Genomic DNA, 26741 nt, shown 5'->3' on the forward strand with positions numbered 1-26741 from the left:
TGAGGGGTTCGGGCCTGGATCGCGGTGAGGGCGCCATCTCTTATATTGCATCGACATTGCTCATCTCTGCGATTGTGTCGGCCTTCCTCGTGACCGATGTTTCGGCGCGGATCGTGAACGCGTGTGAGGAAGCCATCTGCCGCGTTGTGGGTGACGACTGCCCGGGGCGGCGTCCGGGCGGGCCGGGGACCTCCCCGCTCGCCTCGCCCGGCCCCGACCCCTCGCGAGGGGCGGCCACTCCCGGGGGCGGCCCGGCACCGAGCCCGGCGCCGCAGCCACCGCCTCCGATCTTCAAACCCATCTGCCAGGCCGATCCGAACGCGCCCTGGGTCGACGGGTTGCACGCCCACAACGACTACCAGAACGGAGACCCGCTCGACGACGCGCTCGAAAACGGCGCGACGAGCGTGGAGGCCGACGTGTGGCTCGAGGACGGCCGGCTGCGGCTCAAGCACGACAAGGACGAGCCGGGCCGTTACAACGATCTCCGCGAGGAGTACTTCGAGCCACTCATCGAACGGGCCGCGAGGAACGGTGGACAGATCTACCCCGGACGGGGCCAGAAGTTCGAGATATTCATCGAGGTCAAGGGTGGTGGCGGGGCCGCGTACGAGAAAATAGCCCAGGACATCGCGGGGCCGCCGCCGCTGCCGGCCGACGTGCAGGTGGTCATTCCGGTCCCGCCGAACTTCAATCCCGATATGAATACCATCGGGAACACGCCGACGCCCCCGAACATCACCTTCTCCACCGGCTTCGGGCCCGACTGCACGTTTCCTCCGCCGAGGCTCGACCCGCAGAACCAGGACGTCGACCCCGAGACCGGCCAACGTGTCTACCACCCTAAAACGGCTGAGAGGATCACCGTCCTGAACGGTGAATTCGACAAGTGCATGGACACCGACAAAGGCCGCAAGCTCTACCTCAGCCAGGGCGAGCACGAGCGGTTCAGGGCTCTGGTCCAGCAGGTCCACAACTCGAACCGCAAGGTCCGTATCTGGGGCGGGCCCGACGGCGACTGGCGCACGGGCTACGGCAAGTTCATCGACTGCCCGAAACTCCCGACGCGCGACCAGTGCGAGGGCGGCATCCGCAAGAACTGGTGGCAGGCCGCCCGAGACGCCGGTGTCGACTACCTGGTCACCAACCACCTCGCCCAAGGCGCCGAATGGCTGCGCTCCTGCAGCAAGAAGTAGGGGCGTGACCATCTGCCTGCCGCGTGTCCGGTGAGACCGCCTGGGCCGAGGGGGCTGCTGGGCCGAAGAAAGGCCCGTCCCGTGTTCGGCCGCTCACACCTCCGACTCGGGAACGGGCTGAGCGGTGATGCAGAGAACGGCCGGTGAACTGCCGTCCGCGGTGGCGGTGAAGCCGTTCCCGGTCAGTTGAAGATCGAGACGCGGGTGTGGTGGTGTCGGGGGGTTTCGATTTCGTCGATGACTGCCACCGCGAGGTCCGCGTAGGACAGGTGCGCCGGTTCCGGTGGTGTGGTCTCCCCGCCGATCCGGTAGTGGCCGGTTCGGAGTCCTGCCGGGTCCAGCCGGGCGGGTGGGGTGAGCATGAGCCAGTCGGTCGCCGTGGTCCGGGTGCGGAGCCTGTCCAGGCCGGCGGTGTGCGCGGTGGCGAACGGGCGGAGTTCGGTGGGGAAGGCGGCGGGGTCGTCCATCACCAGTCCGCCGCGGGCGTCCCGGAGGTTCGCGAACAGGCCGATCAGCAGGAGGCGGGGGACGCCGCTTCCGAGCAGGGCGTCGGCCGCCTTGACGAAGAAGTCGGGGTCCAGGCCGGCGAGGCCCTGCTCGGGGCCGCTGAACGGGCTCACCGCGTGGACCGCGGCGGCGTGGCCGCGCACGAGGGCGGGGACGCCCTGCGCGTCCGTGACGTCGCCGCGCACCAGGTGGACGCCGTCCGTGGCGAGGCCGGTGTGCCTGGCCGGGTCGCGGACGGCCGCGGTGACGCGGTGCCCGCGGGTGCGGGCCTCGGCGGTGATCGCGCGGCCTGCCCGGCCGCCCGCGCCGAAGATGACGATGTCGCTCATGTCGCTCCGATCCGGCCGCGTGTATCGCCGCCGGATTCGGACGGTATCTTTCGGATACTGGTTACCTCAACGATACCGGGATAGCCTGGCTCCCATGGTGGAGCCGCTGGACCCGGAGATGTTCGACCCCGTGTGCCCGTCCAGCGCCCTGCCGGTCCAGATCGGCGACAAGTGGACCGCGATGGTCGTGCTCTGCCTCGAAGCCGGCCCGCGCCGGTTCACCGAGCTCAAGACGCCGCTGCGCGGCGTCACGCCGAAGGTGCTCACCCAGACCCTGCGGGCGATGGAGCGCGACGGGCTGGTGACCCGCACTGCCTACGACGAGAACCCGCCCCGGGTCGAGTACGAGCTGACCCCGCTGGGGCGCAGCCTGCTGGACCTCGTCGCGGCCGCCCGCGCCTGGAGCAGGGAGCACCTGCCCGCGCTGCTCGAAGCCCGGGCCGCGCATGACTCCTCGCCGCACGCATCCCGGCTGAAACGGTCGCCGGATTCCAGGGCCTAGAGCAGGCCCCGGGGCGGGCTGGGTCGTGTGGCAGGGAGCTCACCCGGGCCGTCTCAGCGTCTGCCCGGGCTGGACGTCCATCACCAGGAGGTGGTGGAAGTCGCTCTCGCTCGGCAGGGGAGGAGCGGCACGGGTGACCGGGACCGGTTGGCAGGGGAGGACGGGACCGCGGGTGAGGAAGGCGCCCGTCCTGAGGGTGAACGGGACCGTGCGGCCGGTACCTGCTTCCGGGGGACCCAGGTCGCGGCGGTAGCTCATGGTCCACACCAGCGTCTGCCCGGGCCTGATGCGCTCCGCCAGGATGTAGAAGGTGTTCCTCTCGCTCGGCGAGGGAGGGGCGGCATGGGCGAACGGGTCCTCGACCACCATGGGCTGCACCTTCATGGTGGGGTCCGGCTGCGCGCGGCGTGCCACGGCGCAGCGCATGCCCTCCGGCAGGTAGGTGACGACCGCGCGCACCCCGAGGTCGTCGAGCCTGCGCTGGAGCCCGGCGGAGTCGGCGAACTCGTGCAGCGTGACCTTGATCCTGCCGTCGGGCAGGCGCTCCACCGCGTACGCCCGGTCGGCGTGGTCGCCGCCGAGCACGGCGGGGGCGAGCACGGCCGCCGTGGCGGTACCGGCGACGCCCACGGCGGCCAGCGCGTGTCGCCGCCCGAGCGGGAGCACCGGACGGCGGCGGGTGCGGGCGGTTTCCGGGCGGGCACGGGCGGCCAGTCGGGCCCGGGCCGCCGCGATCGCCGCCGGTGCGGGAGCCGGGTGGCTGTCGTGATGGTCCCGCAGCATCTTCATCTCGTTCATTCCGTACCTCCAGAGGCGAGAGGATCGTGGCCGAGGACCCGGCGCAGGTGCCTCCGCGCCCGGTTGAGCCGCGAGCCGACGGTCCCGGCCGGGATGCCGAGGGCGAGCGCGACCTCGTCGTAGCTCAGTTCGCCGTAGGCCACCAGCAGCAGGACGTCGCGGTCGCCCGCTGACAGTCCCGCCAGCGCCGCCGCGAGACGGGGCTGCATCCGCTGGGCGCTGACCCGGTCGGCGACCCGGTCGGCGTGGCCGCCGGAGTCGGCCTCGGCGGGAGTGCGTTCCAGCGCCCGGTACGCCCGCACCTCGGTGCGCCGATGCCGCCGGACCAGGTTGGTGGCGATGCCGTACAGCCAGGCCCGGGCCTGCGCCCGCGCGGTGTCGTAGCGATGCCGCTGGGAGAAGGCGGCAAGGAACGTCTCGGCCGCGACGTCGTCGGCCGGGCCGGTGCCGAGCCGGGAGGAGACGTACCGGTGGATCTCCGCGAAGTACCGATCGAAGATCACCGCGAAGCACTCCGGATCATCGCGGGACTGGGCGATCAGAGCGGCGTCACTCGGGTCGAGGGACGTGCCCTGAGCGGTTCCGGGGGCGGGAGGGTGACTGCCATACATCCGGGGCCTTCCGTGTCATGGCGCGAACACCTGTTATTGCCCGCCCGGCATGACCGTCTTCACCCGGGGTTCCGGGCTGACGCGCGATCTGCCCCGGACCGGGGACCACATGGCTCTCTGCGCGGCTCGCGCGCCGTGCCGGAGGGCCGGGCTCGGGCGCGCTGCGGGCGGTGGCGTGGCCCGGTCCGGGGAGAGCCCGTGGCCGGGGCGGCCCCGGCGAACCCGGTCAGCCGATCTCCTGCTTGGCGTCGGCCAGGTCGGCGTCGACCATCATCTCGACGAGGCCGCGGAAGTCCACCCGGGGTTTCCAGCCGAGCCGTTCGCGGGCCCGCGACGCGTCGCCGACGAGCAGGTCCACCTCGGCGGGGCGGAAGAGCCGGGGGTCCTGCCGGACGTGCGGCGCCCAGTCCGCGATGCCGGCCCGGTCGAAGGCGACGTCGAGCAGGTCCCGCACCGAGTGCGTCTCGCCGGTGGCGATCACGTAGTCCGCCGGCTCGTCCTGCTGGAGCATCAGCCACATGGCCTCGACGTAGTCGCCGGCGAACCCCCAGTCGCGGCGCGCGTCCAGGTTGCCCAGGGCGAGGTCGTCCTGCAGGCCGAGCGCGATGCGGGCCGCCGCCCGGGTGACCTTGCGGGTGACGAACTCGTGGCCGCGGCGCGGGCTCTCGTGGTTGAACAGGATTCCCGAGCAGGCGTGCGCGCCGTAGGACTCGCGGTAGTTGACCGTCATGTAGTGGCCGAACGCCTTGGCCACGCCGTAGGGCGAGCGGGGGTGGAACGCGGTGGTCTCGCGCTGCGGCACCGTGCGGACCTTGCCGAACATCTCCGAACTGGACGCCTGGTAGAAGCGCACCCGGGACATGTCGTCGCCGGTGTGCAGCCGGACCGCCTCCAGGATGCGCTGCACCCCCACCCCGGTGATCTCGCCGGTGAGCTCGGCCTGCTGCCACGACAGCCCCACGAAGCTGATCGCGCCCAGGTTGTAGACCTCGTCCGGTCGGGCCGCCCCCAGCGCGCGGACCAGGCTCGCCAGGTCGCGCAGGTCGCCCTCCAGCAGCCGGATCGACGGGAGGGCCCGCCGCACGGCCCGGGCCCGCGGGTTGTTCTGGCCGCGGACCAGGCCGAAGACCTCGTAGCCCTTCCCCGCCAGGAACTCGGCGAGGTACATGCCGTCCTGGCCGGTGATTCCCGTGATGAGAGCACGTGGCACCGGGACTCCTCTCAGGCGCCCACGATCTCCAGGTCGGGCAGCGGGAAGATCAGCCGGCCGCCGGCCTCCAGGTACTCGCGCTCCCGCTCGACGAACACGTCCCGGAAGAACCACGGTGACACGAGCATGTACTCCGGACGGTCCGCGCGGGCCTGCTCCTCGGAGATGATCGGCACCCCGATCGAGGCGATCTTCCGCCCGACCTTGGCGGCCTGCCGCTCCACCGCGAACGGCAGGTCCCGCGAGGTCAGGCCGGCGGCCTGCCAGATCGTGCCGCCCCGGGTGCTCGCCCCGTAGATGTAGCAGCGTTCCCCGGCGGCGTTGATGTCGTCGACGAGCCGGCGCAGGTCCTCGAACGCCTTCAGGGCCCGCGCGGCGAACTGCCGCCAGGCGGCGGGCCGGTGTAACTGCGGCAGCGCCTCGCGCCGCCGCTGGTCCTGCACTGACGGGTCGACCGGACGGGTGCCGCGGCGGGACACCAGCGTCCGGATGCTGCCGCCGTTGACGCCCGACAGCCGGACGTCGTTGATCTCCAGGCCGTGCCGGTCGAGCAGGTGCTCCAGCGTGGCCAGCGACCAGTAGGTGAGGTGCTCGTGGCAGACGTTGTCGACCGCGCCCAGTTCGAGCATGGTCAGCGCGTAGTTCTGCTGGATCACCCACACCCCGTCCGGGGCGAGGACCCGCGCGACGCCGGCGACGAACTCGTTGGGGTCGTCGAGGTCGTAGAACATGGAGATGCTGGTGATGACGTCGAACCGTTCGTCCGTGAACCACCGCGGGTGGTAGAAGTCGACGACGACGCGGTCGGCGTGCCGGCGCGACTCGGGTTCGAACGTGGGCACCGGGTCGATGCCCACCCGGTGGATCCCGCCGGGCACGAACGACAGCAGGGTGCCGTCGTTGCAGGCGATGTCGAGCCACCGCCGCGCGCGGGGGCGGGCCGCCAGCGCGTAGTCCACAATGTCGCTCAGGTCGGCGCGGATGGCCTCGTTGACCCCGGAGCGGTAGCCGTACCGCTCGTGGTACATCAGCTCCTGGGGGGTGGTGTCCCGTAGTTGCAGCAGCCCGCACCCCTCGCACAGCATCAGCACCAGCGGGCCCTGCGGGGGACGCCGGTCGTCGTCGCGGAAGTCGCTGAGGTACTGGTCGCCGAGGTCGAGGACTTCGGTCAAGCCGGTGTCATGGCAGGAACGGCAGTGCACGCGTGCCTCCAGCAGTCACCTAATAAAGACCTGCGTTCTTCAGGATGATGGGAAGAAATGGGTGGAGCTTGTCGGAGTCCGAGGTGTGCAGTTCGCGCAGCTCTGTGGGGGAGTGCCACCGAATCCATTCATGGGTCACGTCGGCGGTGGCGACGGATTCAACTTCTTCCTCGGTGCACTCGTACTTCATGATGGTGAGGATGGTCTGGTAGCCGCGTTCCTCGGGCGGCGCGTTCCGGGTCGCCCACCGGATGTTGTAGATGTTGTCGACGATCAACCGATCTTGCTCCACCTTGAGCCCCAACTCGCGGTGGACGACCCGCGCGGCGGTGTCGGTCATGGTCTCGCCCGGCTTCATGCGGCCGCCGAAAATCCAGAACATGTCGCGTAGTGGCAGGTCATTGCGGTATCCCAGGAGGACCTGGCCCTCACCCGTATGGATGACCACATCGACGTTGGCCTGCACGATGTTGTCCATCGTGCGCCCGTACTCGGGCACCGACAGGCCGAAGTCGGGTACGTCCCGTGGGGTGAAATCGTCGTCGACGAGCTCGTGGATGACGGGTTTCAACAGCCGCTCCCTGCGGTTCTCACAAGGCATGATGACATAAATAACAGGTCGTTCTTACCGGGCAAGCTTCGCATGCGAAGTCGGCACCCGCAATCCCGGCCGGCAACTTGTTCCGACCCGGTCGCGCTTTCCTCGTGATCGGATCCATGCCGTTTCTGATTTGTTAACACTGGTTACGGGAAGGTTATGTCCGGCAGGTTCCGATCTTGAGTGAAAGAAGCCCGATTAAATGCGGAATCGGGTGGAGCGGCCACCGCCGAATCGGACCACCCCGGCGGTGCCGACGTCCGATCGCGAGGTCCCGCACCCGCCGCCCCGATCCGATCGCCGTCGAGAGCCGCGGTCAGGCCCAGGGCCGCCAGCCGGCGGTGGGGACGTCGAGGCCGAACGGGTCGGGCAGCCGGACGGTCTCACCGAAGTCCCAGACATCCCGGTGCAGGTAGGCGCCCGCCCCCGGGTCGGGGATCGAGTAGAGGGTGACGCGCGCCACCGCGGGGTCGCGGTCGACCAGGAGGTAGTACGGGATCTCCGCGCGGGCGTACCCGGCCCACTTGGTGCGCTTGCGGCCGTCCCGCCCGGGTCGGTCGTTGCCGGCGTTGGAGGGCGAGGTGACCTCCAGGACGAGCTCCACCTGGTCGGGGACGAGGTACAGCACGTCGTCCCGGCGCGCCGCCGCGAAGACCTCGGCGTCGAGCAGCATCAGGTCCGGGACGTAGCCGTCGTGCACGGAGACGACGTCCAGGCCCGCGCCCTGGACACACCGCCAGGGGAAGGCCGGATCGGTGAGCCGGGCCTCGGTGACGCGCTCCACGACGTCCTGGACGATGCCGCCGTGCCCGAAGGCCGGTGCCGGTGACACGACGATCTCCCCACCGATGATCTCGACTCGGGTGCGCTCGTGCGGGAGGTCGAGGTGCCCGTCGAGCTCGCCCCGCGCCCACAGCGCGTAGGGCGTGTCGGGCAGCACGAGATTGAGGTGCGCCTCCACGGCAATGCTCACGGTGTGCGGCTCCTCCCTCACGATCCGCTCCGGTCAGCGTAGGGAATCCGTGCCGCCAGCGTACCCAGAACGCCGTTTCGGCCGGGGAGCCCAGCACCGCGGGGATCGGGATTGTCGGTGCGGGGGCGTACCGTACCGGGCCGGTGCCGATCCTGGAGGGGTCAGATGATCATTGTGTCGGGGTGGCTGTCGGTCGATCCGCAGGAGCGGGCCGGCTACCTGGCCGGGTGTGAGGACGTCATGGCGCAGGCGCGGAAGGCTCCCGGGTGCCTGGACTTCGCGCTGTCGGCCGACCCGATCGAGCCCGGCCGCATCCTGGTGTACGAGCGGTGGGAGTCCGACGCCGACGTCGAGCGGTTCCGCGGGGCGGGCCCGGACTCGGGCCAGGCCGCCCTGATCCGCGACGCGCAGGTGGCCAGGTACCGCATCTCCGCCGTCGAGGCCCCGTAGTCCGGGCCTCGCTTCGAGGCGGCCCTGCTAGCCCTGGCCGCCGTCCACGGTGAGGACGGCGCCGGTGGTGTAGGAGGAGGCGTCGCCGGCCAGGTAGAGGGCGGCGCCCACGATCTCGTCGGGGTCGCCGCCCCGGCGCAGCGCGAAGGTCTGGGCGCGGGCGGCGAAGGCCGCGGCGTCCCAGGCCCGGCTGATGTCGGTCAGGAACGTGCCGGCCATGATCGCGTTGCAGCGCACGGAGGGGCCGAAAGCGTGCGCCAGCCCGGTGGTGAGGGCGTTGAGGCCGGCCTTGGCGGCGGCGTACGGCAGGATGTCCGGGCGCGGCCGGGCGGCCCCGGTGCTGCTGATGTTGATGATGGAGCCGCCGGCGCCCTCGGCCATCCGGGTACCGACCAGGGCGGAGAGCCGGAACGGGCCCTTGAGGTTGACGGCGATCACCTTGTCGAACAGGTCCTCGCCCACCGTGCCGACGGAGTCGTACAGCGGCGACATGCCCGCGTTGTTGACCAGCACGTCCACCCGCCCGAACCGGTCGTAGGCCGCGTCGACCAGGCCGTCGAGCTCGGCCCAGTGGCCGACGTGCACGCCGTAGGGCAGCGCCGTCCGGCCCGTCGTCCGCTCGACTTCGGCGGCGGCCCGGGCGCACGAGTCGAAGTTCCGGCTCGCGATCACCACGTCGGCGCCGGCGCGGGCGAACCCCTCGACCATGGCGCGGCCCAGGCCCCGGCTGCCGCCCGTCACGAGCGCCACCCGGCCGGTCAGGTCGAACGCCGTTCCCGGATCGAAGACCATGTGTCCCCCTCGCTGCGTTCGGCACGGCGCCCTGGTCGGCGACGGACATAAGTCGTTCCTCACCAATGCCGGGGGCGCCAACCTCTGCGGCGTGCGGTCAGCCCGGCCTGAGCCGCGCGCGACGCCCGGCCGGGATCCGCTACCCGGGCCGCCACGTGCGCACGGCGCGGTCGACGCGCAGCTCCTGGTCTGACCGCTCGACGTACGGGACGCCACGTGCGCACGGCGCGGTCGAGCTAGGCGGGACGGTCCCGGGTAAGCCTGGCCTTGGCGGGCTTGTCCTTGGGGGCTTTGGTCTTGCCGGGCTTGGTCTTGGGCGTTTTGGTCTTGCCGGGCTTGTCCTTGCCGGGCTTGTCCTTGGGGGTCTTGGTCTTGGTCTTGGTCTTGGCGGGCTTGTCCTTGCTGTTCTTGGGGGTGGCCGACGGCGTCCCGGGGCTCGGTGTGACCGTCGGGGACGGGCCGGCCGCGGCGAGCAGCCCGGCGCAGTAGCCGGCGACCCGGTTCCGGCCGCCGGCCGCGGCGACCAGTTCCGCGTACCGGGGCTCGCCCAGCGCGCGGTGTCCGCGCGCCGCGGAGCTCCGGCACCGGTCGGCCAGGGACGGCCCGGGGGCGGGCCGCGCCGGGGCGCCGCCGGGGCCGGCCGAGGCCACCGGCCGGGGCACCGGGGCGTCCGGCGCGGCGGCCGGCAGGGCGACGGTGCCCGCGGCCAGCGCGACCCCGCCGGCCAGCGCCACCGCACCCCCCACCGTAAGGATCTTGAGTGTCAGGAGCCCGGCCAGCCCGGCCCGCACGGGGTGCGGTGTGCGGGCGCGCGCCGCCCGGAACGCGGCCGCCGCCGCGTCTTCGCCCGCGAGTTCGGCGGCCGCGCCCGGCGCGGTCACGGCGTCCAGCAGCCGCCGCAGGACCGCGTGCTCGGGCACCGGTTCGCCGGCGAGCAACCGCTCGGCGGCGTCCGGGTCCATCGGTCGACGCTCGTTCATCCTCTTCCTTCAGCGCGGGGAGCGCCCGCCGCGTCACTGCGGCCTTCGAGGCGCTCGGCCAGCCGGCGCAGCCCCCGGTAGGCCGCGGTGCGGACGGCGCCGGCCCGCTTGCCGAGGACTTCGCCGGCGGTCCGGGCGTCCAGGCCCAGCAGCACCCGCAGCAGCACCGCCTCGGCCTGGTCGCGGGGCAGCTGGGAGATCAGCGCGATGGTCGCCTCGGTGGTCAGCCCGTCCAGCGCGAGCGCGGCGGTGTCGTCGGCGGCGGGCAGGACGGCCATCTCCGCCACTCCGGCCTCGGCGACCGGCCGGCGGCGCCGCGCGCGCAGCAGGTCGAGCGCCCGGTGCCGGGCCACGGTCGCGGCCCAGCCGCGGAAGTCGTCGAAGTCGCCCTGGAAGGAGCGCAGGTCGCGGGCGATCTGCAGCCACGCCTCGGAGGCCACGTCCTCGGCGTCGTCGGGCGCCAGGGTGCGGACGTACCTGAGCAGCCGGGGCTGGACGGCCCGGTAGAGCAGGCGGAAGGCGTCCTCGTCGCCGGCGCGGGCGGCGTGCAGCGCGGCGCCGAGTTCGGCACCGGGTTCGCCTGGCGCCGGATGCGCGGCCGGGCGCCCGGTGCCGCCGACCTCCGCCACGCCATCCATCAAGCCCATTCTGCGCCAACGATCATCAAACCGGGCCGGGAAGTGACAGATCCATGGCATCAGGCGCTTACTTCCACAGGAGGGGGCTGGTGGGGCCATCCGGAGGAGGGGTGGCCCCACCAGCGCCGGTCTCCCGCGGCCACGGTCAGCGGTTGGCCGGGACGGGTTCGCCGGCGTCGTCGGCCTCGACGATCACCTTGGGCACGCCGCGCAGGGTGATCAGCGCGATCGCGCCGACGGCGGCGGCGAAGCCGGCGCTGCACACCAGGGCGAGATGCATGCCGTCCACGTAGGCCGTCTGGGCCGCCCGCAGCACCTCGCCGGCGAGGTGCGCCGGCAGCGCGGCGGCGGCCTCCAGCGCGCCGCCGATCGAGTCGCGGACGGCGGGCTCGGCCGCGGCGGGCAGCCCCGCGGGCGGGTCGAGGTGCTCCCGGTAGGCGGCGTTCAGGATGCTGCCGAGCACCGCCAGCCCCAGCGCCCCGCCCAGTTCCATCGCCGTCTCGGAGACCGCCGAGGCCGCCCCGGCGCGCTCCTTGGACACGGTGGCCAGGACGGTGTCACCGGTGACGGTGAGCGCCAGCCCCATCCCGAAGCCGCAGGGGACCATCGCGACCAGCAGCGTGAGGTAGCCGGAGTCCACGCTGGTCAGCGTGTACAGGCTGAACGCCACCGCGCCGAAGGTCATGCCCAGCGCGATCGTCCGCGCCCGGCCCAGCACGCCGATCAGCGTGGCGGCCAGCATGCCGCCCGCCATCGACGCCACCGCGCCGGGCAGCCCGGCCAGGCCCGCCTTCAGCGGCGACCAGCCGAGGACGAGCTGGAAGTACTGGGAGAAGATCAGCGACTGCCCGACCAGGGCGAACATCGCGAACATCTCGACGCCGACCGAGCCGGAGAAGGCGCGCGCCCGGAACAGCCGGACGTCGAGCAGCGGCTCGGCCACCCGGGTCTGCCGCCACCCGAACAGGGCCAGCCCGACCGCCCCGACCAGCGCGGCCACGCCCACCTCGGCCTGCGTCACGCCGCCGTGCGCCGACTCCTTGATCGCGTACACCACGCCCAGCATCCCGACGATCGACAGCGGCACGCTCGGCACGTCGAACCGGCCGGGGCGCGGGTTGCGGGACTCGGGCAGCACGACCACCCCGGCCACGATGACCAGCGCCATGATCGGCAGGTTGATCAGGAAGACCGACCCCCACCAGAAATGGTCGAGCAGCGCGCCGCCGACGACCGGGCCCAGCCCGACCCCCGCCCCGGTGACCCCGCTCCAGATGCCGATGGCCGTGGTCCGCTCCCGGGGGTCGGTGAAGACGTTGCGGATCAGCGACAGCGTTGACGGCATGATGGTGGCGCCCGCCACCCCGAGCAGCGCCCGCGCCGCGATCAGCTGCTCCGCGCTGCCGGCGTACGCGGTCAGCGCGGAGGCGGCGGCGAACGCCGTGGCGCCGATCAGCAGCAGCCGGCGGCGGCCGATCCGGTCGCCGACGTAGCCCATCGTGACCAGCAGCCCGGCGAGCACGAACCCGTACACGTCGGCGATCCACAGGATCTGGGTGGCCGACGGGTCCAGGTCCCTGATCAGGTGCGGGACGGCCAGATGCAGCGCGGTCATGTCGATGGCGAGCACCATCACGGCCAGGCAGCCGATGGCGAGGGTCGCCCACTTGCGGGTGTTCACGTTCATGCCGGCAGCGTGCGGGAGGGCGCTGACCGGTCACGCACCCTCCGCTGACCGCGCCACGCCCAGCATGGTCAGCAGGTCGGCCACCCCCAGCTCGCCACCCCGCCGGCGCGCCTCCGCGTAGCGTGCGGGGCCGAGTTCCGCCCGGCACCGGGCGGCGGTCCGCTCGATGCCGGGGTCGGCCGGGGCGGGCGTCCCGCGCAGCGCGGCACCCAGGCCGAGCAGCGCCGCCGCCCGCTCGGCGTCCCCCTCCAGCAGGACCGCCTCGGCCAGCCCGTCGGCCGAGTCCGCCGAGATCCGGTGGCTGTGCTGGTCGCGCACCGAGGTGACCGCCCGGTGCAGCCACGCCCGGGCCGCGGCGGCGTCGCCCTGCGCGACGGCCAGCCGGCCGCGCCCCACGTAGCCGCGCGCGTAGGCCTCGGCGGCGCTGAACCCGCTCGTCCGGTCGGCGAGGGCCTGCTCGTACAGCCGGTCGGCCTCGGCCAGGTCGCCGCGCAGCCGGGCGATGTCGCCGAGCCTGGTCCGGGCTATGGCCAGCGCCTCCAACCCGCCCGACCGGCGGGCGATCGCCGCCGCGTGCCGGTACTCCGCGGCGGCCTCGTCGAGCTCGCCGGCGCGGACCCGCCAGTCGCCCCGGCCGCACAGCAGTTCGGCGAGGTCCAGCAGGGCGCCCAGCTCCTCGGCCAGCCGGACGGCCTCGTCCATCAGCGCCCAGGCCCTGTCGCGGTCGCCGCGCGGCTCGATGAGGACGGCCAGCTCGCCCAGCGACACCAGGGTCCCCCAGCGGTCACCGAGGGCCCGGAACTCCGCCAGGGCCTGGGTGACCTCCCGTTCGGCGGCCGCCCAGTCACCCTGATCCGAGAACGTGTGCTGGAGGCCGCCGCCGAGCCGCCCGAGGGCGATCACCCATGGTTCGGCGGCTTCCATGTACTGCGCGACGTCGGCGGCCGGGAAGGAGTCGGGCGGCGGGCCGGAGTACGTCGCCCAGAGCAGGTGGAGCAGGGGGCGGCGGAACAGCCAGCCGATCGACTCGGCCAGCGCCTCGACCGCCGCCAGGTGCGGACGCAGCCCGGAGCGGTCGGCGCGGCTGCGGATCGCGGTCAGCGCGCACAGCGCGTACTCCTCCGCCAGGTCGGCGGGCGGCTCGGTCCCCGTCACCAGCAGCAGCTCGTGGGCCAGCGCGGCGCCCTCCCCGCCCAGCCCGCGCAGCAGCCAGTACGTGACCAGCGGGGCGGCCAGCCGCAGGCCCCGGCGCACGTCGCCGTGTTCCACCGCCCGGCGCAGCGCGGCGTGCAGGTCGTCGCGCTCGGCGTCCAGCCGGGCCAGCCACTCCAACTGCCCGGCCTCGCGCAGCCGGGGTTCGGCGGCCTCGGCCAGCCCGATGAGGTGGTCGGCGTGCGCCGCGTGCAGCCGGTCGAGCTCCCCGGCCTCGGCCAGCCGCTCGGCGCAGAACGTGCGGATCGTTTCGAGCATCCGGTACCGGCCGTCGGCGGCGATGACCAGCGACTTGTCGACCAGGTCGGACAGCGTGTCGGCGGCGTCGGCCGACAGCGGCCCGCACACCTCCCGGGCCGATTCCAGGGTGGCGCCGCCGGCGAAGACGGTCAGCCGCCGGGCCAGCACCCGCTCCTCCTCGGTGAGCAGGTCCCAGCTCCACTCCACCACCGCGCGCAGCGTCTGGTGCCGGGGGGCCGCGGTGCGGCTGCCGCGCGACAGCAGCCGGAACCGGTCGTCGAGCCGGGCCGCGATCTCCGCGGCGGGCAGCGCGCGCAGCCGGGCCGCCGCCAGCTCGATCGCCAGCGGCAGCCCGTCGAGCGCGGAGCAGATGTTCAGCACCGGCCCCAGCTCGGCCGGGCCCAGCGAGAAGTCGGGGCGGGCGGCGGCGGCCCGGTCGGCGAACAGCCGGACCGCCGGGTAGCCGAGCGCCTGCCCGGCGGTGACGCCGTCCGGCGGCAGGGTGAGCGGCGGCAGCGGGTGCAGGCCCTCGCCGGTGATGCCGAGCGGCTCCCGGCTGGTGGCCAGCACCCGCAGGCCCGGGCAGGCGGCGAGCAGCCGGTGCACGATCCGGGCGGCGGCGTCGATCACGTGCTCGCAGTTGTCGAGGATGAGCAGCAGCCGCCGGTCGGCGAGCGCGGCGACCAGCCGGTCGGCCGCCTGCCCGGAACCCTCCGGGCGCAGCCGGCTCTCCCGCAGGCCGAGCGCGCTGAGCATCGCCTGCGGCACCTCGGCCCCGTCGCCCAGCGGGGCGAGGTCGACGAAGCAGACGTCGCCGCGCTCCCGCCCCCCAGCCTCCACGGCCAGCCGGGTCTTGCCGACGCCGCCGGGGCCGAGCACGGTGACCAGCCGTTCCCCGGCCAGCCGCTTGCCGACCCGGCGCAGCTCCTCCTCGCGGCCCACGAAGGTGGTGAGCTGGGCGGGCAGGCCCGTCCCGGCGGCCCGCCCGCCGCGCAGCAGTTCGAGGTGCACCGCGGCCAGTTCGGGGGACGGGTCGGTGCCCAGTTCTTCGGCCAGGACGCGGCGCGCCTCCGCGTAGACGGCCAGCGCCTCCGCCCGGCGGCCGGTGCCGTCCAGCGCCCGCATCAGCAGGCCCCAGGGGCGCTCGCGCAGCGGGTGCGCGGCGACCAGCTCCCGGAGCTCCGCGACGTCCCCCGCGCCGAGCGCCAGTTCGGCGTCGATCCGGTCCTCGACGGCGGCCAGCCGCAACTCCGCCAGCCGCGCGGCCCCGGCCGCCGGTACCGGGCCCCGCCAGAGCGCCAGCGCGTCCCGCAGCAGGGCGGCGGCCCGCTCCGGGTCGCCCTCGGCGAGCGCCCGCCGGCCGGCGCCGGCCAGCCGCTCGAACCGGTGCGCGTCCACGGCGCCGGGGCCGGCGACCAGCCGGTAACCGGTGGGCCCGTGCTCGACCAGCCCGCCGGCGCCGAGCGCCCGGCGCAGCCGGGAGACCTGCGACTGGAGGGCGTTGGCCGCCTCGGCGGGCGGGTCGTCGCCGTACAGCTCGTCGATCAGCCGCTGGACGCCGACGACCTCGCCGGCGTCCAGCGCCAGCAGGGCGAGCAGCGCCCGCACCCGCGGCCCGCCGAGCGCCACCGGTTCACCGTCGTCCCGCCACGCCTCGACCGGCCCCAGGATGCCGAAGTGCACGCCCCATTGTCGCCCATTCCCACCCGGACCGGCGGAGGGTGAGAGCGGGCAAGGACAGTAGTGCGCAGATTTCGGGATCTTTGGCCTGTTTGGTTGGCAGATGAGATGCTTATGTGACGTTCTTGGTAGTGATTGCGTGGCTAAGCTTCGGGTGATGATTTCTGGCTAGTGAGCTCGCCGGGCCGCGGGAAGGCCGGAGCGAGGTCGTGAGGAGGGCCCTGGATGTTGCGGCGTCTGACGCGGTGGGTCATGGTGATCCCGCTACTGGCCGTGCTGGCCTCCGGCTGCGGATCGGATGACTCCGAAGGGTCGGCGGGCGGCGGGAAGCTGACGGTGTTCGCCGCCGCGTCGCTGACCGAGACCTTCACCCGGCTGGGCAAGACCTTCGAGCAGTCCCACCCCGGGGTGAAGGTCACCTTCAACTTCGGGTCCAGCGCCACGCTGGCCCAGCAGATCACCCAGGGCGCCCCGGTGGACGTGTTCGCCGCCGCCAGCCCCGCCACGATGAAGACCGTCACCGACGCCGGCCTGGCCACCGCGCCGACCACGTTCGCCCGCAACAAACTGCAGATCGCCGTCCCCGCCGACAACCCCGCCAAGATCGACGCGCTCGCCGACCTGGCGAACCCGAAGGTCAAGGTCGCCCTGTGCGCCAAGCAGGTGCCCTGCGGCGCCGCGGCGGCCAAGGCGCTGGACGCCGCCGGCCTCAAGGTCACTCCGGTCACCTACGAGCAGGACGTCAAGGCCACCCTCACCAAGGTCGAACTGGGCGAGGTCGACGCCGCCCTCGTCTACGCCACCGACGTGCTGGCCTCCGGCGGCAAGGTCAAGGGCATCGCCTTCCCCGAAGCCGACAAGGCCGTCAACGACTACCCCATCGTCACCCTCACCAAGGCACCCGCACCCGACCTCGCCAAGCGGTTCGTCACCCTGGTGCTGTCCACCCAGGGCAAGGACGTCCTGGCCAGGGCCGGATTCCAGGCCCCCTGACCTCGCTTCGAGGCGCGATCCAGTGCGGTGTCCAGCAACGTTCACCAAGGCCCACCCCTGCCCCGGAGCGTGATCGTTGAGGATAGACGGGGCTCCAGCCCCGTCTATCCTCAACGATCACGCTCCGGGCAAGCCGCAAGGTGGGGCCCGGTGAACGTTGCCGGATACCGCCCTAGTTGATGGTGATCCCGGGGCAGCCGACGTCGATCGCCCATCGGGCGTTGTCGAGGAAGGTGGTGTTCGCGGGTTCGCCGGCGTGCGGGACGCCGGGGATCTCCTTGTAGCAGGCGCCGCCGCCGAGCCGGGTCGTGACGGCGCCGTCGCCGTCCGGGGCGGTGCTGCGCAGGACCGTGTACTTCACCGGGCCGAAGCTCTCGTCGCCGGCGTTGAGTGCGCGCAGGAACAGGTTGTCCCGGCCGAGGTACCCGTCCCGGCACATCTGCCCGCCGTCGGCCCAGGGCAGGATGCACACGATCGGTTCGAGCGGGGAGCCCGGTTCGGTGCCGTGCTCGACGGTTCCCATCCCCACGTAGTGGCGGACGACGTCGGCGCCGCCCAGGAAGCGGATGTAGTGCCGGGTGGACAGGCCGCCCATGCTGTGGGCGACGATGTTGACCTTCTCGGCCCCGGTGATCCAGCGGATGAAGTTCACGGTGTCGCGGATCGTCGCGGCGTTGTGCAGGTTGTCGTTGCTCTCGCCCAGCCAGTCGGGGCGCGGCAGGCTGACGGTGTACGCGGGGTGCGCGGTGTTGCTGGTGAAGTACTGGACCAGCGCGTCCCCGTTGGACGGGCTGCCACCCCACCCGTGGACGAAGAGCACCGGCTCGGTGGCGGGCGAGGCGGCCGACGCGGGCCGGGCCGTGACGGCCGCCGACACGAGGGCGACGGCGAGGGCGGTGAGGGTTCCGATGATCCGGGCGCGGTGCTGTCGTGCCACGTGAGCGACCTTTCGGGGGGAGACCGCCGTGGGACCCGCACGGCCGGTACCCGGCCCAGCGTACGTTCGCGACGTCCTCCGGGGCGGCCATGGGCGCCCGCTGACCACATGCGGCCCACCAGGGCCGGGAGCGTCCCGCACCGGTCGCCGTTCCCGCCCAGGGGTCCTGGCGGGCCGTGAACCGGCCGGGCGGGAGGCAGCGCCCGGCGATCGGGTCGCCGGTGGTCGCGCCCGGGTCCCACCGGCCGGCGGTGCGGGTCACGCGCGGTGGTCGGTGGGGCCCGACCGGTGCCGGCCGGCGGGGCTGAGGCCGGCGGCGGCGCGGTCGATGGCCTTCTCGACGGCGCCGACCCGGTCGGCGAGGAGGTCCACGGCGCCGACGGCGCGGCCCACCGGGTCGGCGGGGTCGCCGCCGAGTGCCCGGGCCCGCAGGTGGCCGGCCTTGACCTCGGCCCAGCGGCGGGCCTGGTCGGGGGTGAGCCGGTCGCGCAGCTCGGCCAGCTTGAGCAGGTTGGCCTCGGCCCCGGAGGCCAGCGCCTGCGCCTCGCCCCGGTAGTGGTCGTCGATCACCGCCGCCAGTTCGTCCGCGTCCATCACGGGGACGATCCGCTCCGCCAGCCGGTTCATGTTCCGGTAGGACCCCTGGAGCAGGAACGGCGGCTCGGTGCGGGACGCGTCCGGCTGCGCGGCCGAGGCGATGTAGGCCCGGTTGACCGCCAGCACCACCTCGCGCGCCTCGACCAGCCGCCGCAGCACCGCCGTGATCTGCTCCAGCTCGACCGGGGAGTAGGGGTGCGCCAGCCGGTCGGGCCTGATCGGCTCGCCGTCCTGGACGGCGCCGACCAGCGCCCGCACGTCCTCGGGCGGGCGGGCCGACAGCGGGGCCAGTACCGGGTTGGCGGTGAGCGCGTTCTCCACGTAGCTCAGCGCGAACAGGTCGTCCCGGCCGGACAGCACGTCGCCGAGGTTCCACACGTCGGCCCGGTTGGCGAGCATGTCGGGCACCTGGAACGCGGTGCCCGACTCGGTGTAGGGGTTGCCGGCCATGCACACCGCGAACCGTTTGCCGCGCAGGTCGTAGGTGTGCGCCTGGCCGTCCCGGACCCCCTCGATCCGGCGCTGGGCGTCGCACAGCGAGACGAACTTCTGCAGCAGCTCGGGCGAGGTGTGCTGGATGTCGTCGAGGTAGAGCAGCACGTTGTTGCCCATCTCCAGGGCGAACGAGATCTTCTCCACCTCCCGGCGCGCGGCGGCGTCCGGCGCCCGGGCCGGGTCGAGGGAGGTGACCTCGTGGCCCAGCGCCGGGCCGTTCACCTTGACGAGCACCAGGCCGAGCCGCCCGGCCACGTACTCCAGCAGCGTGGTCTTGCCGTAGCCGGGCGGCGAGATCAGCAGCAGCAGCCCCATCCGGTCGGTCTGCCGGTCCTCGCCCGCCGCGCCGAGCTGCTTGGCCAGGTTGTCGCCGATCAGCGGCAGGTAGACCTCGTCCAGCAGCCGGTTGCGCACGAACCCGCCGAGCACCCCGGGCCGGTACTCGGCGATCCGCAGCCGCTCCCGCTCCCGCTCCACCAGCTCGGTGCGGCGCCGCCGGTACGCCCGGTACGCGGGGACGCGCTCGGTGCGGAACTCCCGGGTCCGCTCCAGCGTCTCGTCCAGCCGCAGCTCCAGCCGCCCGCCGCTGATCCGCGGGTGCGCGCCGAGCAGGCCCTCGACGGTGGCCGCCAGCGGGGCGGCGCAGTCGCGCCGGGGCAGTGCGGTGCCGCACAGCTCCAGCGCCACCGCCTCGGGCAGGTCGTCGGCCGGCGCGCCGGCCAGGTACCCGCCCAGCCACGCCTCGACGAGCTGCCGGCGGGAGTCCAGGTCGTCGCCCAGCGCGCGCAGGTCGCCCTGGTACTCCCGCAGCGCCTGCGGCCCCAGCGCCCGGTGGAAGCCGGCCAGCAGGGCCCGGGCCGCGGCGGAGGTGACGAACCCCGACCCGCCCGCCAGCTCCTCGAACAGGTACTCCCCGGCGAGCGGCGGGCCCCCCACGGCCGCGGCGAGCTCGGCGCGCAGCTCCTCGACCGCCGCGGCGGCGCCGAACCGGGCGCGGGCCCGGGCGAGCGAGGCGGCCCGCCGGGCCCAGGAGTCACGGGCGCGCTGGTCGGTGCCGTGCGCCCAGAAGAGCTGGGCGGCGGCCCGCGCGGCCGGCGGGTAACGCAGCAGGCCGGCCCCGCCGTACAGGCCGAGCAGGGCGTCCAGGATCAGGCTCGCGTCGTGGTCGTGGACGCCCTGCTCGTACCCCTCGTCGTACCGGTCGCGGGCCGCCGCCCGGACGGTGTCGAGCGTCGGCGCCGGGAGGGACGGCCCCTGTTCGTCCCTCCCGGCTTCGGCGAGGACCGCCGCCGCCAGGTGCTCGGACCGGTACACCCGCGGGGACTCCGAGATCAGCGGCTGGTCCCAGAAGGGCCGCGTCCCCTCGAAGCCCGCGTCGCGCACCGGGGCCCGGTAGTCCGTCCCGGTGATCGCGAAGGTCATCCCGCCCGCGTGCGGGACGAGGGTGAGGTCGGTCGGCCGGGTGCTGACCGCGAACCGGTGCCGGCCCAGCCGGAGCGTGGCGCCGCCGTCCTCGACCAGGTCGGTGCGGTCGCGCAGCGCCCGCCCGGCCTCCTGCCGGGCGGCCTTGATCCGGCCGTCCAGCTCCCCGGCCCGCACGGGGTCGCCCAGCGCGCGCAACTCCTCGGCGACCTCGCGCAGCTTCGCCACCATCGGGTCGGTGGCGAAGTAGGTGTTGACCTCGTCCGGTGAGCCCAGCCCGGCCAGCCGGCGGCGGACCCCGGCCAGGATCCGCTCGGCCGAGCCGGCCAGCCGGTCGGCGCGGCGGGCCCGCTCGTCGAGCAGGGCCTGCCGGCGGGCGGAGAACGCCTCGTGGACGTCCTCGCGCCTGGCCGCCAGCTCGGCCAGGAAGTCGTCGAACTCGGCGAACCGCGACTCCAGGTCCTCCAGCCGGAGCATCAGCCGGCCGAGCCGCTCGTCGCACTGCTCGGGGGTGCCGGCCGCCGCCAGCGCGCCGGTGACCTCCTGGGCGAGCAGCGCGAACTCGGCGGCGAACCCGGCCCGGCCCTCGGCGTCCAGCAGCTCCCGGCGGCGGGCCGCCAGGACGGCGCGGGCCCGGTTGAGCTCGCCGGCGACCTCGCCGATCCGCTCCAGGATCCGGGTCCGGACGGTGGCGTCGCCGGTGTCGAGCGAGCCCGCCACCTCGGTGACCGTCTCCAGCCCGGCCGCCTGCTCGGCCAGCCGGTCGCCCAGCGGGGCGGCCTCGGCCACCGTGCCGATCGCCCCCGCCTCGCCGATCAGCCGGTCCAGCTCCTCGTGGTAGCCGGCGAAGGCGTCCGGCCCCTGGAGGAACGCGATCGCCCGCCGCCCGGCCCGGTCGAGCTCGGCGGCCAGCCGCCCGGCCTGCTCGTCGAGCCGGTCCAGGTCCATGTACCGCAGCTCGCGCAGCGTCTCCAGGTGCCCCTGCTCGCGGCGCAGCCCGGCCAGCCGGGTCACCCAGGCGTCGGCCGTCCCCGGCGCCTCGCCGCGGACCCGGCGGACCAGCGTGGTGATCTTCTCCGCGGCCTCGTCGAGCGCGGCGGCGGCCTCGGCGGTGAGCGCCTGGACGGTCTCGAACTCGTCCAGCACCCGCTCGGCGGTCGCCCTGACCTCGCCGAGCGGTCCGGCCAGGCCCTGCTCGCCGAGCCAGTGGTAGTGGTCGGACGCCCGCGCGCAGGCGGCGATCAGCCCCTCGAACACCCCCGTGGACGGGGCCGGTTCGGCCGCCGTCCGGGCCACCGCCAGGCAGTCGGAGATCCCGCGCACCAGGTCCGCGTTGCCGATCCGCTCCAGCGGCCCGGTGCCGGCGGGCCGGGCGGCGGCGTGCGTGTCGGAGACGTAGGGGGTCTGCCACACCTGCATCGGGTGCACCCGGGTGGGCTCGTCGGAATCGGCCCGGAAGACCACCATCGTGCCGTCGTCGAACAGCGAGTGGCCGTGGCAGGACATCGGGGCGCCGACCTGCTTGCGGATCACGTTGTAGGGCAGCAGCAGGGTCCGTCCCTCGGCCCGGGCGTGGAAGACGTAGAGCACGTCCTCCCCGTTGGGGGAGCGGATCGTCCGCTCGTACTCCAGGTCCGCCACGTCGGTGTCGAAGGTCCGGGCGCCGCCGCCGGCCAGGTAGTAGCCGCCGGGGAAGATGACGCCGTGGTCCTCCGGCAGCCGCCGGCAGGACTGCCCGATGCCGTCGAGCCGGGCGACGTCCCGGGTGCGGGTGTCGAACACCAGGTGCCGCCAGGCCGGCTCGTTGTAGGGGCGGATCCGCAGCAGGATCAGCGTGCCGACCCGCGCGTACCGGACGTCGGCGTCGCCCAGGCTCTGCAGCGGCTCGTTCACCGGCTCGCTGAAGATCCCCGCACCGGTCTCGGTGTTGTCCTCCACCTTGACGGTGAGGGTGCCGCCCACGGTCTCGACGAACACCTCGCCGCCGATCGAGATGTGCGGGTGCCGGCCCGGGACGTGGTCGTCCCGGGTGGTCTCGGTCCACTCGAAGTCGTGCGGCGGCGGGAAGGCGTGCTCGCGCTCGCCCTTGTTGTCGAGGTACTCGACGTCCCCGTCGGGGCCGACCGCCCAGCGCAGCACCCGGATGTCTTCGATCCGGGGGCCAGTCCGGAAGACCGCCAGCAGTCGGCCCTCCAGCCGGCGCAGCTGCATCAGGCCGGCCTCCCGGTAGTACCGGTAGAGCTCCGCGAAGTCGCGTTCGAACCGCTCGCCGCCCAGCGGCCCGGTGGCGGGCAGCCGCTCGAAGACCGGCCCGTCGCCGGTCAGCGCGAACCGGTGCAGCGAGAACACGTCGTCGACGGCCGTCTCCGGCTTGAGCCCGATGAAGACGTTGTAGCCGAAGAGCATCAGCCCGCCGAGCGAGACGATGTCACGGGGAACGCAGTTGTGCTCGGTCCGGATCCGCTCGGTGCCGACGAGCCTGAGCTCGGTGCCGCCGAACACCTCCAGCCGCCGGTCGTTCAGCTCCCGGGCGCGCCGGGCGAGTTCCCCGGCGTGCCCGGCGAGCCGGTCCCGGAGCACCTCGTAGGTGCCCTGGTCGAGGGTCATCGGGCCACCCGGTCGACCTCGGCGACGGGCATGCCGTCCACCCCGAGCCGGGTGGCCTCGGCCAGCAGGCCGCGCAGCCGGCCGAGGTCCGGGCCGCCCTGCCCGATCAGCTTGAGGAGCAGCGCCGACACCGTCAGGTTCTTCACGTCGCCGGTGTCCAGCGAGCGCACCAGCCGGGCCAGGTCGGTGTGGAAGCCGGAGTCGCCGTTCAGGTACGGCTCGACCACCGCCCGCGCGAGGTCGGAGTGCTCGACGAACCCGTCCACGGCCTTGCCCAGGGAGATCGCGCCGACCAGCCGGTCGAAGAACATGCTCTCGCCGCCGACGATGTTGATGTTGGCCTGCTCCAGCCCGGTGGCGAGCACCGTGGCCTGCGCCTCGGCGATCTGCCGCTGGGCGTCGAGACCGGCCAGCCGGATGTCCTTCTCGGTCTCCAGCCGCAGCCGGTACTCCTCGTGCCGGCGGCTGACGTCGTCCAGCGCGGCCATCGCCGCGGCCTTCTCCGACAGCCCCTCGGCCTCGGCCTTGAGCTTCTCGCGGGTCGCCTCGGCGGTGACCAGGGCCTGCTCCCGGGCCACGATCGCCTCGGCCCGGCCGACCTTCTCCACGGCCTCGGCGCCGCGCTCGCGCACCTGCACTTCGGCCAGCCCGGCGGCGGCCTCCTCCGCCTGGACGCCCTCGGCGAGGCGGATCTTGGCCTGGGCGTCCAGTTCCGCGGCCTGCCGGCGGGCGTCGGCCAGCGTCAGCTCCCGCCGCGCCTGGTGCACGGCGGCCTGCTCGGCGGCCTCGGCCGCCTTGATGTCCTTGACCAGGTTCTCCTGGGCCTCGGCCTCGGCGTGGATCACCAGCGCCTGGCGGGCGCGCTCGGCCTCCTCGACGGCGCGCAGCCGCTTGATGTGCTCCTCCTGCTCGGCGACCGTCCGCTCCACCGCGATCCGCTCCCGGATCACGTCGGCGATCTCCCGCCGCTCCACCTCGACCTCCTTGTTCGCGGAGATGCGCGACAGCTCGGTCTCCCGCTCGCGGGCGATGACCTCCAGCAGCCGGTCCTTCTCGATCCGCTCGCTCTCGATGGCGATGACGCGCTCGCGGTTCTTCTCGGCGACGGCGATCTCGCGGTTGCGGTTCTCCTGCTGGACGCCGAGCTGCTCGTCGGTGCGGATGTGCGCGGACTGGGCCCGCAGCCGCTCCTCGGCCATCACCCGCTCGGTCTCGGCCTCCTCGCGGGCGCGCATTGTGGCGATCTCGCGCTGCTGCTTGAGTTCGGCGTCGGCCTTGCGGCGCTCCAGTTCCAGGATGGCCTCCCGGGCGTCCACGTCCTGGCGGGTGATCTCCTTCTCCTCGGTGCGCTTGAACTCGTTGGTCCGGACGTGCTCGATCGCGGTCAGCTCGGTGATCTTCCGGATGCCCTGGGCGTCGAGGATGTTGGACCGGTCGAGCGACATCAGCGACGTCTGCTCCAGGTAGTCGATGGCGGCGTCTTCGAGGCTGTAGCCGTTCAGGTCGGTGCCGATCACCTGGATGATCCGGTCGCGGAAGGTGTCGCGCTGGGTGTAGAGGTCGACGAAGTCGAGTTGCTTGCCGACGGTCTTCAGCGCCTCGGAGAACTTGGCGTTGAACAGCTCCTGCAGGGTGGCCCGGTCGCTGGCCCGGCCGGTGCCGATCGCCTGCGCCACCTTGATCACGTCCTCGGCGGTCTTGTTGACCCGGACGAAGAACGTGATGCGGATGTCGGCCCGGATGTTGTCGCGGCAGATCAGGCCCTCGCGGCCGGTCCGCTCGATGTCGATGGTCTTGACCGAGATGTCCATCTGCTCGGCCCGGTGCAGCACGGGGAGGACGATCGCCCCGGTGAAGGTGACGTCCACCTTCTTGACCTTGGAGATGATCAGTGCCTTGCCCTGCTCCACCTTGCGGAACAGCCGGGTGACGACGAACGCCAGCCCGAGGACGACGAGCAGGACGAGGGCGATCAGGATGCCGATGCCCGCGGTGATGGTTTCCATGGGGGCTCCTTCAGAGTTCGGGGGTACGACGGTCCGGGTCGAGCGCGGCGTCGTACGGCATGACGAGGTAGACCTCGCCCGCCGGGTCGTAGTCGAAGATCAGTGCGGTGTCGCCGGCGGCGAGCGCGTCCGTCCCGGCCCGGCGGACCTGGACGACGGCGGTGGACCCGTCCGGCGCGGTCGCCTCGGCCTGGCCGAAGGTCCCGGTGACGGTGCCGGTGCGGATGACGCAGGTGCGGCCCACGAAGTCGTGGCGGGACGGCGCCGGGCGCTCCTCGAACAGCCGCCGCAGCGGCGCGACGAGCAGGCGGGTGCCGCCCCAGGCGACGGCCAGGGCCGCCGGCAGCACCGCCACCCGGACCGGGGCGGGCGGCCCGGCGGCGGTCGCCGCCAGGCTGACGAACCAGGCCTGGGCGATCAGCAGGGAGAGGGCGACGGTGACCGGGATCCCGCCGAGGCCGAGCACACCGGCGAGGCCGTCGTCCTCGCCGAGCTCGGCACCGCCCAGCGTGACGAGGATCCAGTACCCCGCCACCACGACGAGGGAGTAGCTGAAAATTGCGGTGGGAAAACCGAGCGCGGCAGTTATGAAGGCACCCATGATTCCCTTCTTCGGGCAGGGTTGATTGCACGCGAAACAATGGCGTGAAAGGTTCACCGAATGGTGTGGATCAGGGGTGAACGGAGCCGGCCGAAGCGGCGGCCGGCGATGCGACGGCCCTGGTCGGGCCTGGATGCCCGACCGGGCTCAGCGAGGTTCAGGGGGTGTGGTGACGAAACTCGACCACAAGTGCTCGCGGCTCGCCCTCGGGCGCAGCCGGTTCGATGCGAACATCGGGAGCCTTCCGGTCGGGGACACGACGGTCAATCGCCGACCAGGCTTCCCGGCACACCAAGGGTGACTATAGCGCATTCCATGACTACCCGGAAGAACGCGATATGTCAGAGATGGTGTTTGTAGTGCCCTGAATTACTCCATTCCTGTGTTTTCCGCAGGTCCGGAGCCCGCCCGGATCTGGTTCCGGCCGGATCCGGCCGTTCGGGCTAGGCTCGGTTGTCATGCGCATACTCGTGACCGGCGGAGCCGGTTTCATCGGCTCCCACCTGGTGGACGCCTTCCTCGACCGGGGAGACGAGGTCACCGTCGTGGACATCGCGTCCGAGGAACGGTCCGTGCGGCTGAACGCCGGAGCCGCGCTGCACCGGGTCTCCGTCACCGACGCCGAGGCCCTGACCGCCGTGGTCCGCGCGGCCCGGCCCGAGGTGATCTGCCATCTCGCGGCGCAGATCGACGTCCGGATCTCGGTCACCGACCCGGCCGCCGACGCGATGACCAACGTGATCGGCACGATCAACGTGCTGACCGCCGCCCAGGAGGTGTCGGCGCGGGTGCTGTTCGCCTCCACCGGCGGGGCGCTGTACGGCCTGGACGCCAAGATCCCCTCGCCGGAGGAGCTGCTGCCGGTGCCCGAGGCGCCGTACGGCACCGCCAAGTACTGCGCCGAGCAGTACATCGGCCTGTTCAACCGGTTGCACGGCGGCGCGCACTCGGCGCTGCGGCTGGGGAACGTCTACGGCCCGCGGCAGGACCCGACCGGCGAGGCGGGCGTCGTGTCCATCTTCTGCGGCCGGGCCCTGGAGGGCGAGCGCCCCACCGTGTACGGGGACGGCGCGCAGACCCGCGACTATGTCTACGTGGGGGACGTCGTCGCCGCCTTCCTCGCCGCGGCCGACGCCGCCCGCCCCGGGATCTGGAACATCGGCACGGGCCGCGAGACCAGCGTCCTCGACCTCGTCGAAGTCATCGGCCGCATCTCGGGCGCCCCCGTCGAGCCGGTGTTCGCCCCGGCCCGCCCCGGCGAGCTGCCGCGCAGCGCCCTCGACGTCGCCCGGGCGTCCCGCGACCTGAACTGGCAGGCCGCCACCTCGATGACCGACGGCGTCGCCCGCGTCCACGCCTGGATCCGCGACGGCGCGAACCCCCGCGCCCCCCGCTGATCCTTCAGCTTTCGGTGCGTCATAACGCCTCGGATGCTGAAGGATCACCAGGTCAGGGCGATTCTCCGGTGATCCTTCGGC

The 26741-nt window shown here is 73.2% G+C and carries 21 protein-coding genes; 5 read left to right on the forward strand and 16 right to left on the reverse strand.

The annotated features are described in order from the left end of the window. Nucleotides 1-89: 89 nt before the first annotated feature. Nucleotides 90-1196: a PI-PLC domain-containing protein gene (locus DPM19_RS19035; RefSeq protein ID WP_146778916.1), complete on the forward strand. Its 1107-nt coding sequence runs from the start codon at nucleotides 90-92 to the stop codon at nucleotides 1194-1196. A 182-nt stretch (nucleotides 1197-1378) separates the two neighbouring features. Here the strand turns inward: DPM19_RS19035 and DPM19_RS19040 are convergent, their stop codons facing one another. Further along, entirely contained in the window at nucleotides 1379-2032 is a 654-nt protein-coding gene (locus DPM19_RS19040; RefSeq protein ID WP_111869287.1) for an NAD(P)-dependent oxidoreductase, read from the reverse strand. 94 nt (nucleotides 2033-2126) lie between these two features. Between DPM19_RS19040 and DPM19_RS19045 the strand changes: the two genes are divergently transcribed. Beyond that, nucleotides 2127-2534, forward strand: a complete 408-nt coding sequence (locus tag DPM19_RS19045; protein WP_111869288.1) for a winged helix-turn-helix transcriptional regulator — start codon at nucleotides 2127-2129, stop codon at nucleotides 2532-2534. Between the two features lie 39 nt (nucleotides 2535-2573). On the opposite strand, the gene DPM19_RS19050 is transcribed toward DPM19_RS19045, so the two are convergent. From DPM19_RS19050 to DPM19_RS19075, 6 genes are all read right to left on the reverse strand, one after another. Further along, on the reverse strand, nucleotides 2574-3332 hold the full coding sequence (locus DPM19_RS19050) for a hypothetical protein (protein ID WP_111869289.1): 759 nt from the start codon (nucleotides 3330-3332) through the stop codon (nucleotides 2574-2576). Next, nucleotides 3329-3943, reverse strand: a complete 615-nt coding sequence (locus DPM19_RS19055) for an RNA polymerase sigma factor (protein ID WP_111869290.1) — start codon at nucleotides 3941-3943, stop codon at nucleotides 3329-3331. Before DPM19_RS19055 ends, DPM19_RS19050 begins: the two co-directional genes overlap by 4 nt. A 226-nt stretch (nucleotides 3944-4169) precedes the next feature. Continuing rightward, a complete protein-coding gene (locus DPM19_RS19060; protein WP_111869291.1) occupies nucleotides 4170-5153 on the reverse strand; it encodes a GDP-mannose 4,6-dehydratase in 984 nt (327 codons plus the stop codon). 11 nt (nucleotides 5154-5164) lie between these two features. Next, nucleotides 5165-6355, reverse strand: a complete 1191-nt coding sequence (locus tag DPM19_RS19065) for a class I SAM-dependent methyltransferase (protein ID WP_111869292.1) — start codon at nucleotides 6353-6355, stop codon at nucleotides 5165-5167. Nucleotides 6356-6374: 19 nt separating this feature from the next. Then, nucleotides 6375-6926, reverse strand: a complete 552-nt coding sequence (locus DPM19_RS19070) for an NUDIX hydrolase (RefSeq protein ID WP_158566823.1) — start codon at nucleotides 6924-6926, stop codon at nucleotides 6375-6377. A gap of 343 nt (nucleotides 6927-7269) precedes the next feature. Further along, entirely contained in the window at nucleotides 7270-7926 is a 657-nt protein-coding gene (locus DPM19_RS19075) for a Uma2 family endonuclease (RefSeq protein ID WP_158566824.1), read from the reverse strand. A gap of 165 nt (nucleotides 7927-8091) precedes the next feature. Between DPM19_RS19075 and DPM19_RS19080 the strand changes: the two genes are divergently transcribed. Continuing rightward, nucleotides 8092-8376 (forward strand): putative quinol monooxygenase, encoded by a 285-nt coding sequence (locus tag DPM19_RS19080; RefSeq protein ID WP_111869295.1) that lies wholly within the window; start codon nucleotides 8092-8094, stop codon nucleotides 8374-8376. 27 nt (nucleotides 8377-8403) lie between these two features. On the opposite strand, the gene DPM19_RS19085 is transcribed toward DPM19_RS19080, so the two are convergent. The 5 genes from DPM19_RS19085 to DPM19_RS19105 all read right to left on the reverse strand — a co-directional run bounded on the left by DPM19_RS19085 (nucleotide 8404) and on the right by DPM19_RS19105 (nucleotide 15608). Beyond that, nucleotides 8404-9168 (reverse strand): SDR family NAD(P)-dependent oxidoreductase, encoded by a 765-nt coding sequence (locus DPM19_RS19085; protein ID WP_111869296.1) that lies wholly within the window; start codon nucleotides 9166-9168, stop codon nucleotides 8404-8406. A gap of 236 nt (nucleotides 9169-9404) precedes the next feature. Then, nucleotides 9405-10148, reverse strand: a complete 744-nt coding sequence (locus tag DPM19_RS19090) for a hypothetical protein (RefSeq protein WP_146778918.1) — start codon at nucleotides 10146-10148, stop codon at nucleotides 9405-9407. Next, complete coding sequence (locus DPM19_RS19095) at nucleotides 10145-10786, reverse strand: RNA polymerase sigma factor (protein ID WP_111869386.1); 642 nt, start codon at nucleotides 10784-10786, stop codon at nucleotides 10145-10147. Before DPM19_RS19095 ends, DPM19_RS19090 begins: the two co-directional genes overlap by 4 nt. A 145-nt stretch (nucleotides 10787-10931) precedes the next feature. Further along, on the reverse strand, nucleotides 10932-12473 hold the full coding sequence (locus DPM19_RS19100; protein ID WP_111869298.1) for an MFS transporter: 1542 nt from the start codon (nucleotides 12471-12473) through the stop codon (nucleotides 10932-10934). Nucleotides 12474-12503: 30 nt separating this feature from the next. Continuing rightward, nucleotides 12504-15608, reverse strand: a complete 3105-nt coding sequence (locus DPM19_RS19105; RefSeq protein WP_111869299.1) for a BTAD domain-containing putative transcriptional regulator — start codon at nucleotides 15606-15608, stop codon at nucleotides 12504-12506. A gap of 222 nt (nucleotides 15609-15830) precedes the next feature. On the opposite strand from DPM19_RS19105, the gene modA reads away from it, so the two are divergent. After that, nucleotides 15831-16598, forward strand: a complete 768-nt coding sequence (gene modA / locus DPM19_RS19110) for a molybdate ABC transporter substrate-binding protein (RefSeq protein ID WP_111869300.1) — start codon at nucleotides 15831-15833, stop codon at nucleotides 16596-16598. Between the two features lie 172 nt (nucleotides 16599-16770). Here the strand turns inward: modA and DPM19_RS19115 are convergent, their stop codons facing one another. From DPM19_RS19115 to DPM19_RS19130, 4 genes are all read right to left on the reverse strand, one after another. After that, a complete protein-coding gene (locus tag DPM19_RS19115; protein WP_158566825.1) occupies nucleotides 16771-17535 on the reverse strand; it encodes an esterase/lipase family protein in 765 nt (254 codons plus the stop codon). A gap of 258 nt (nucleotides 17536-17793) precedes the next feature. After that, a complete protein-coding gene (locus DPM19_RS19120; RefSeq protein ID WP_111869302.1) occupies nucleotides 17794-22656 on the reverse strand; it encodes a DNA repair ATPase in 4863 nt (1620 codons plus the stop codon). Then, a complete protein-coding gene (locus tag DPM19_RS19125; protein ID WP_111869303.1) occupies nucleotides 22653-24662 on the reverse strand; it encodes a flotillin family protein in 2010 nt (669 codons plus the stop codon). The genes DPM19_RS19120 and DPM19_RS19125 overlap by 4 nt, the downstream gene beginning before the upstream one ends. Nucleotides 24663-24672: 10 nt before the next feature. Continuing rightward, the gene (locus tag DPM19_RS19130) at nucleotides 24673-25263 is read right to left on the reverse strand and encodes a hypothetical protein (protein ID WP_111869304.1); all 591 of its coding nucleotides are present in this window, start codon (nucleotides 25261-25263) and stop codon (nucleotides 24673-24675) included. Between the two features lie 458 nt (nucleotides 25264-25721). Between DPM19_RS19130 and DPM19_RS19135 the strand changes: the two genes are divergently transcribed. After that, the gene (locus tag DPM19_RS19135) at nucleotides 25722-26660 is read left to right on the forward strand and encodes an NAD-dependent epimerase/dehydratase family protein (protein ID WP_111869305.1); all 939 of its coding nucleotides are present in this window, start codon (nucleotides 25722-25724) and stop codon (nucleotides 26658-26660) included. Nucleotides 26661-26741 lie beyond the last annotated feature (81 nt).

Source organism: Actinomadura craniellae (assembly GCF_003289645.1).
In the GTDB taxonomy this organism is placed as follows: domain Bacteria; phylum Actinomycetota; class Actinomycetes; order Streptosporangiales; family Streptosporangiaceae; genus Actinomadura_D; species Actinomadura_D craniellae.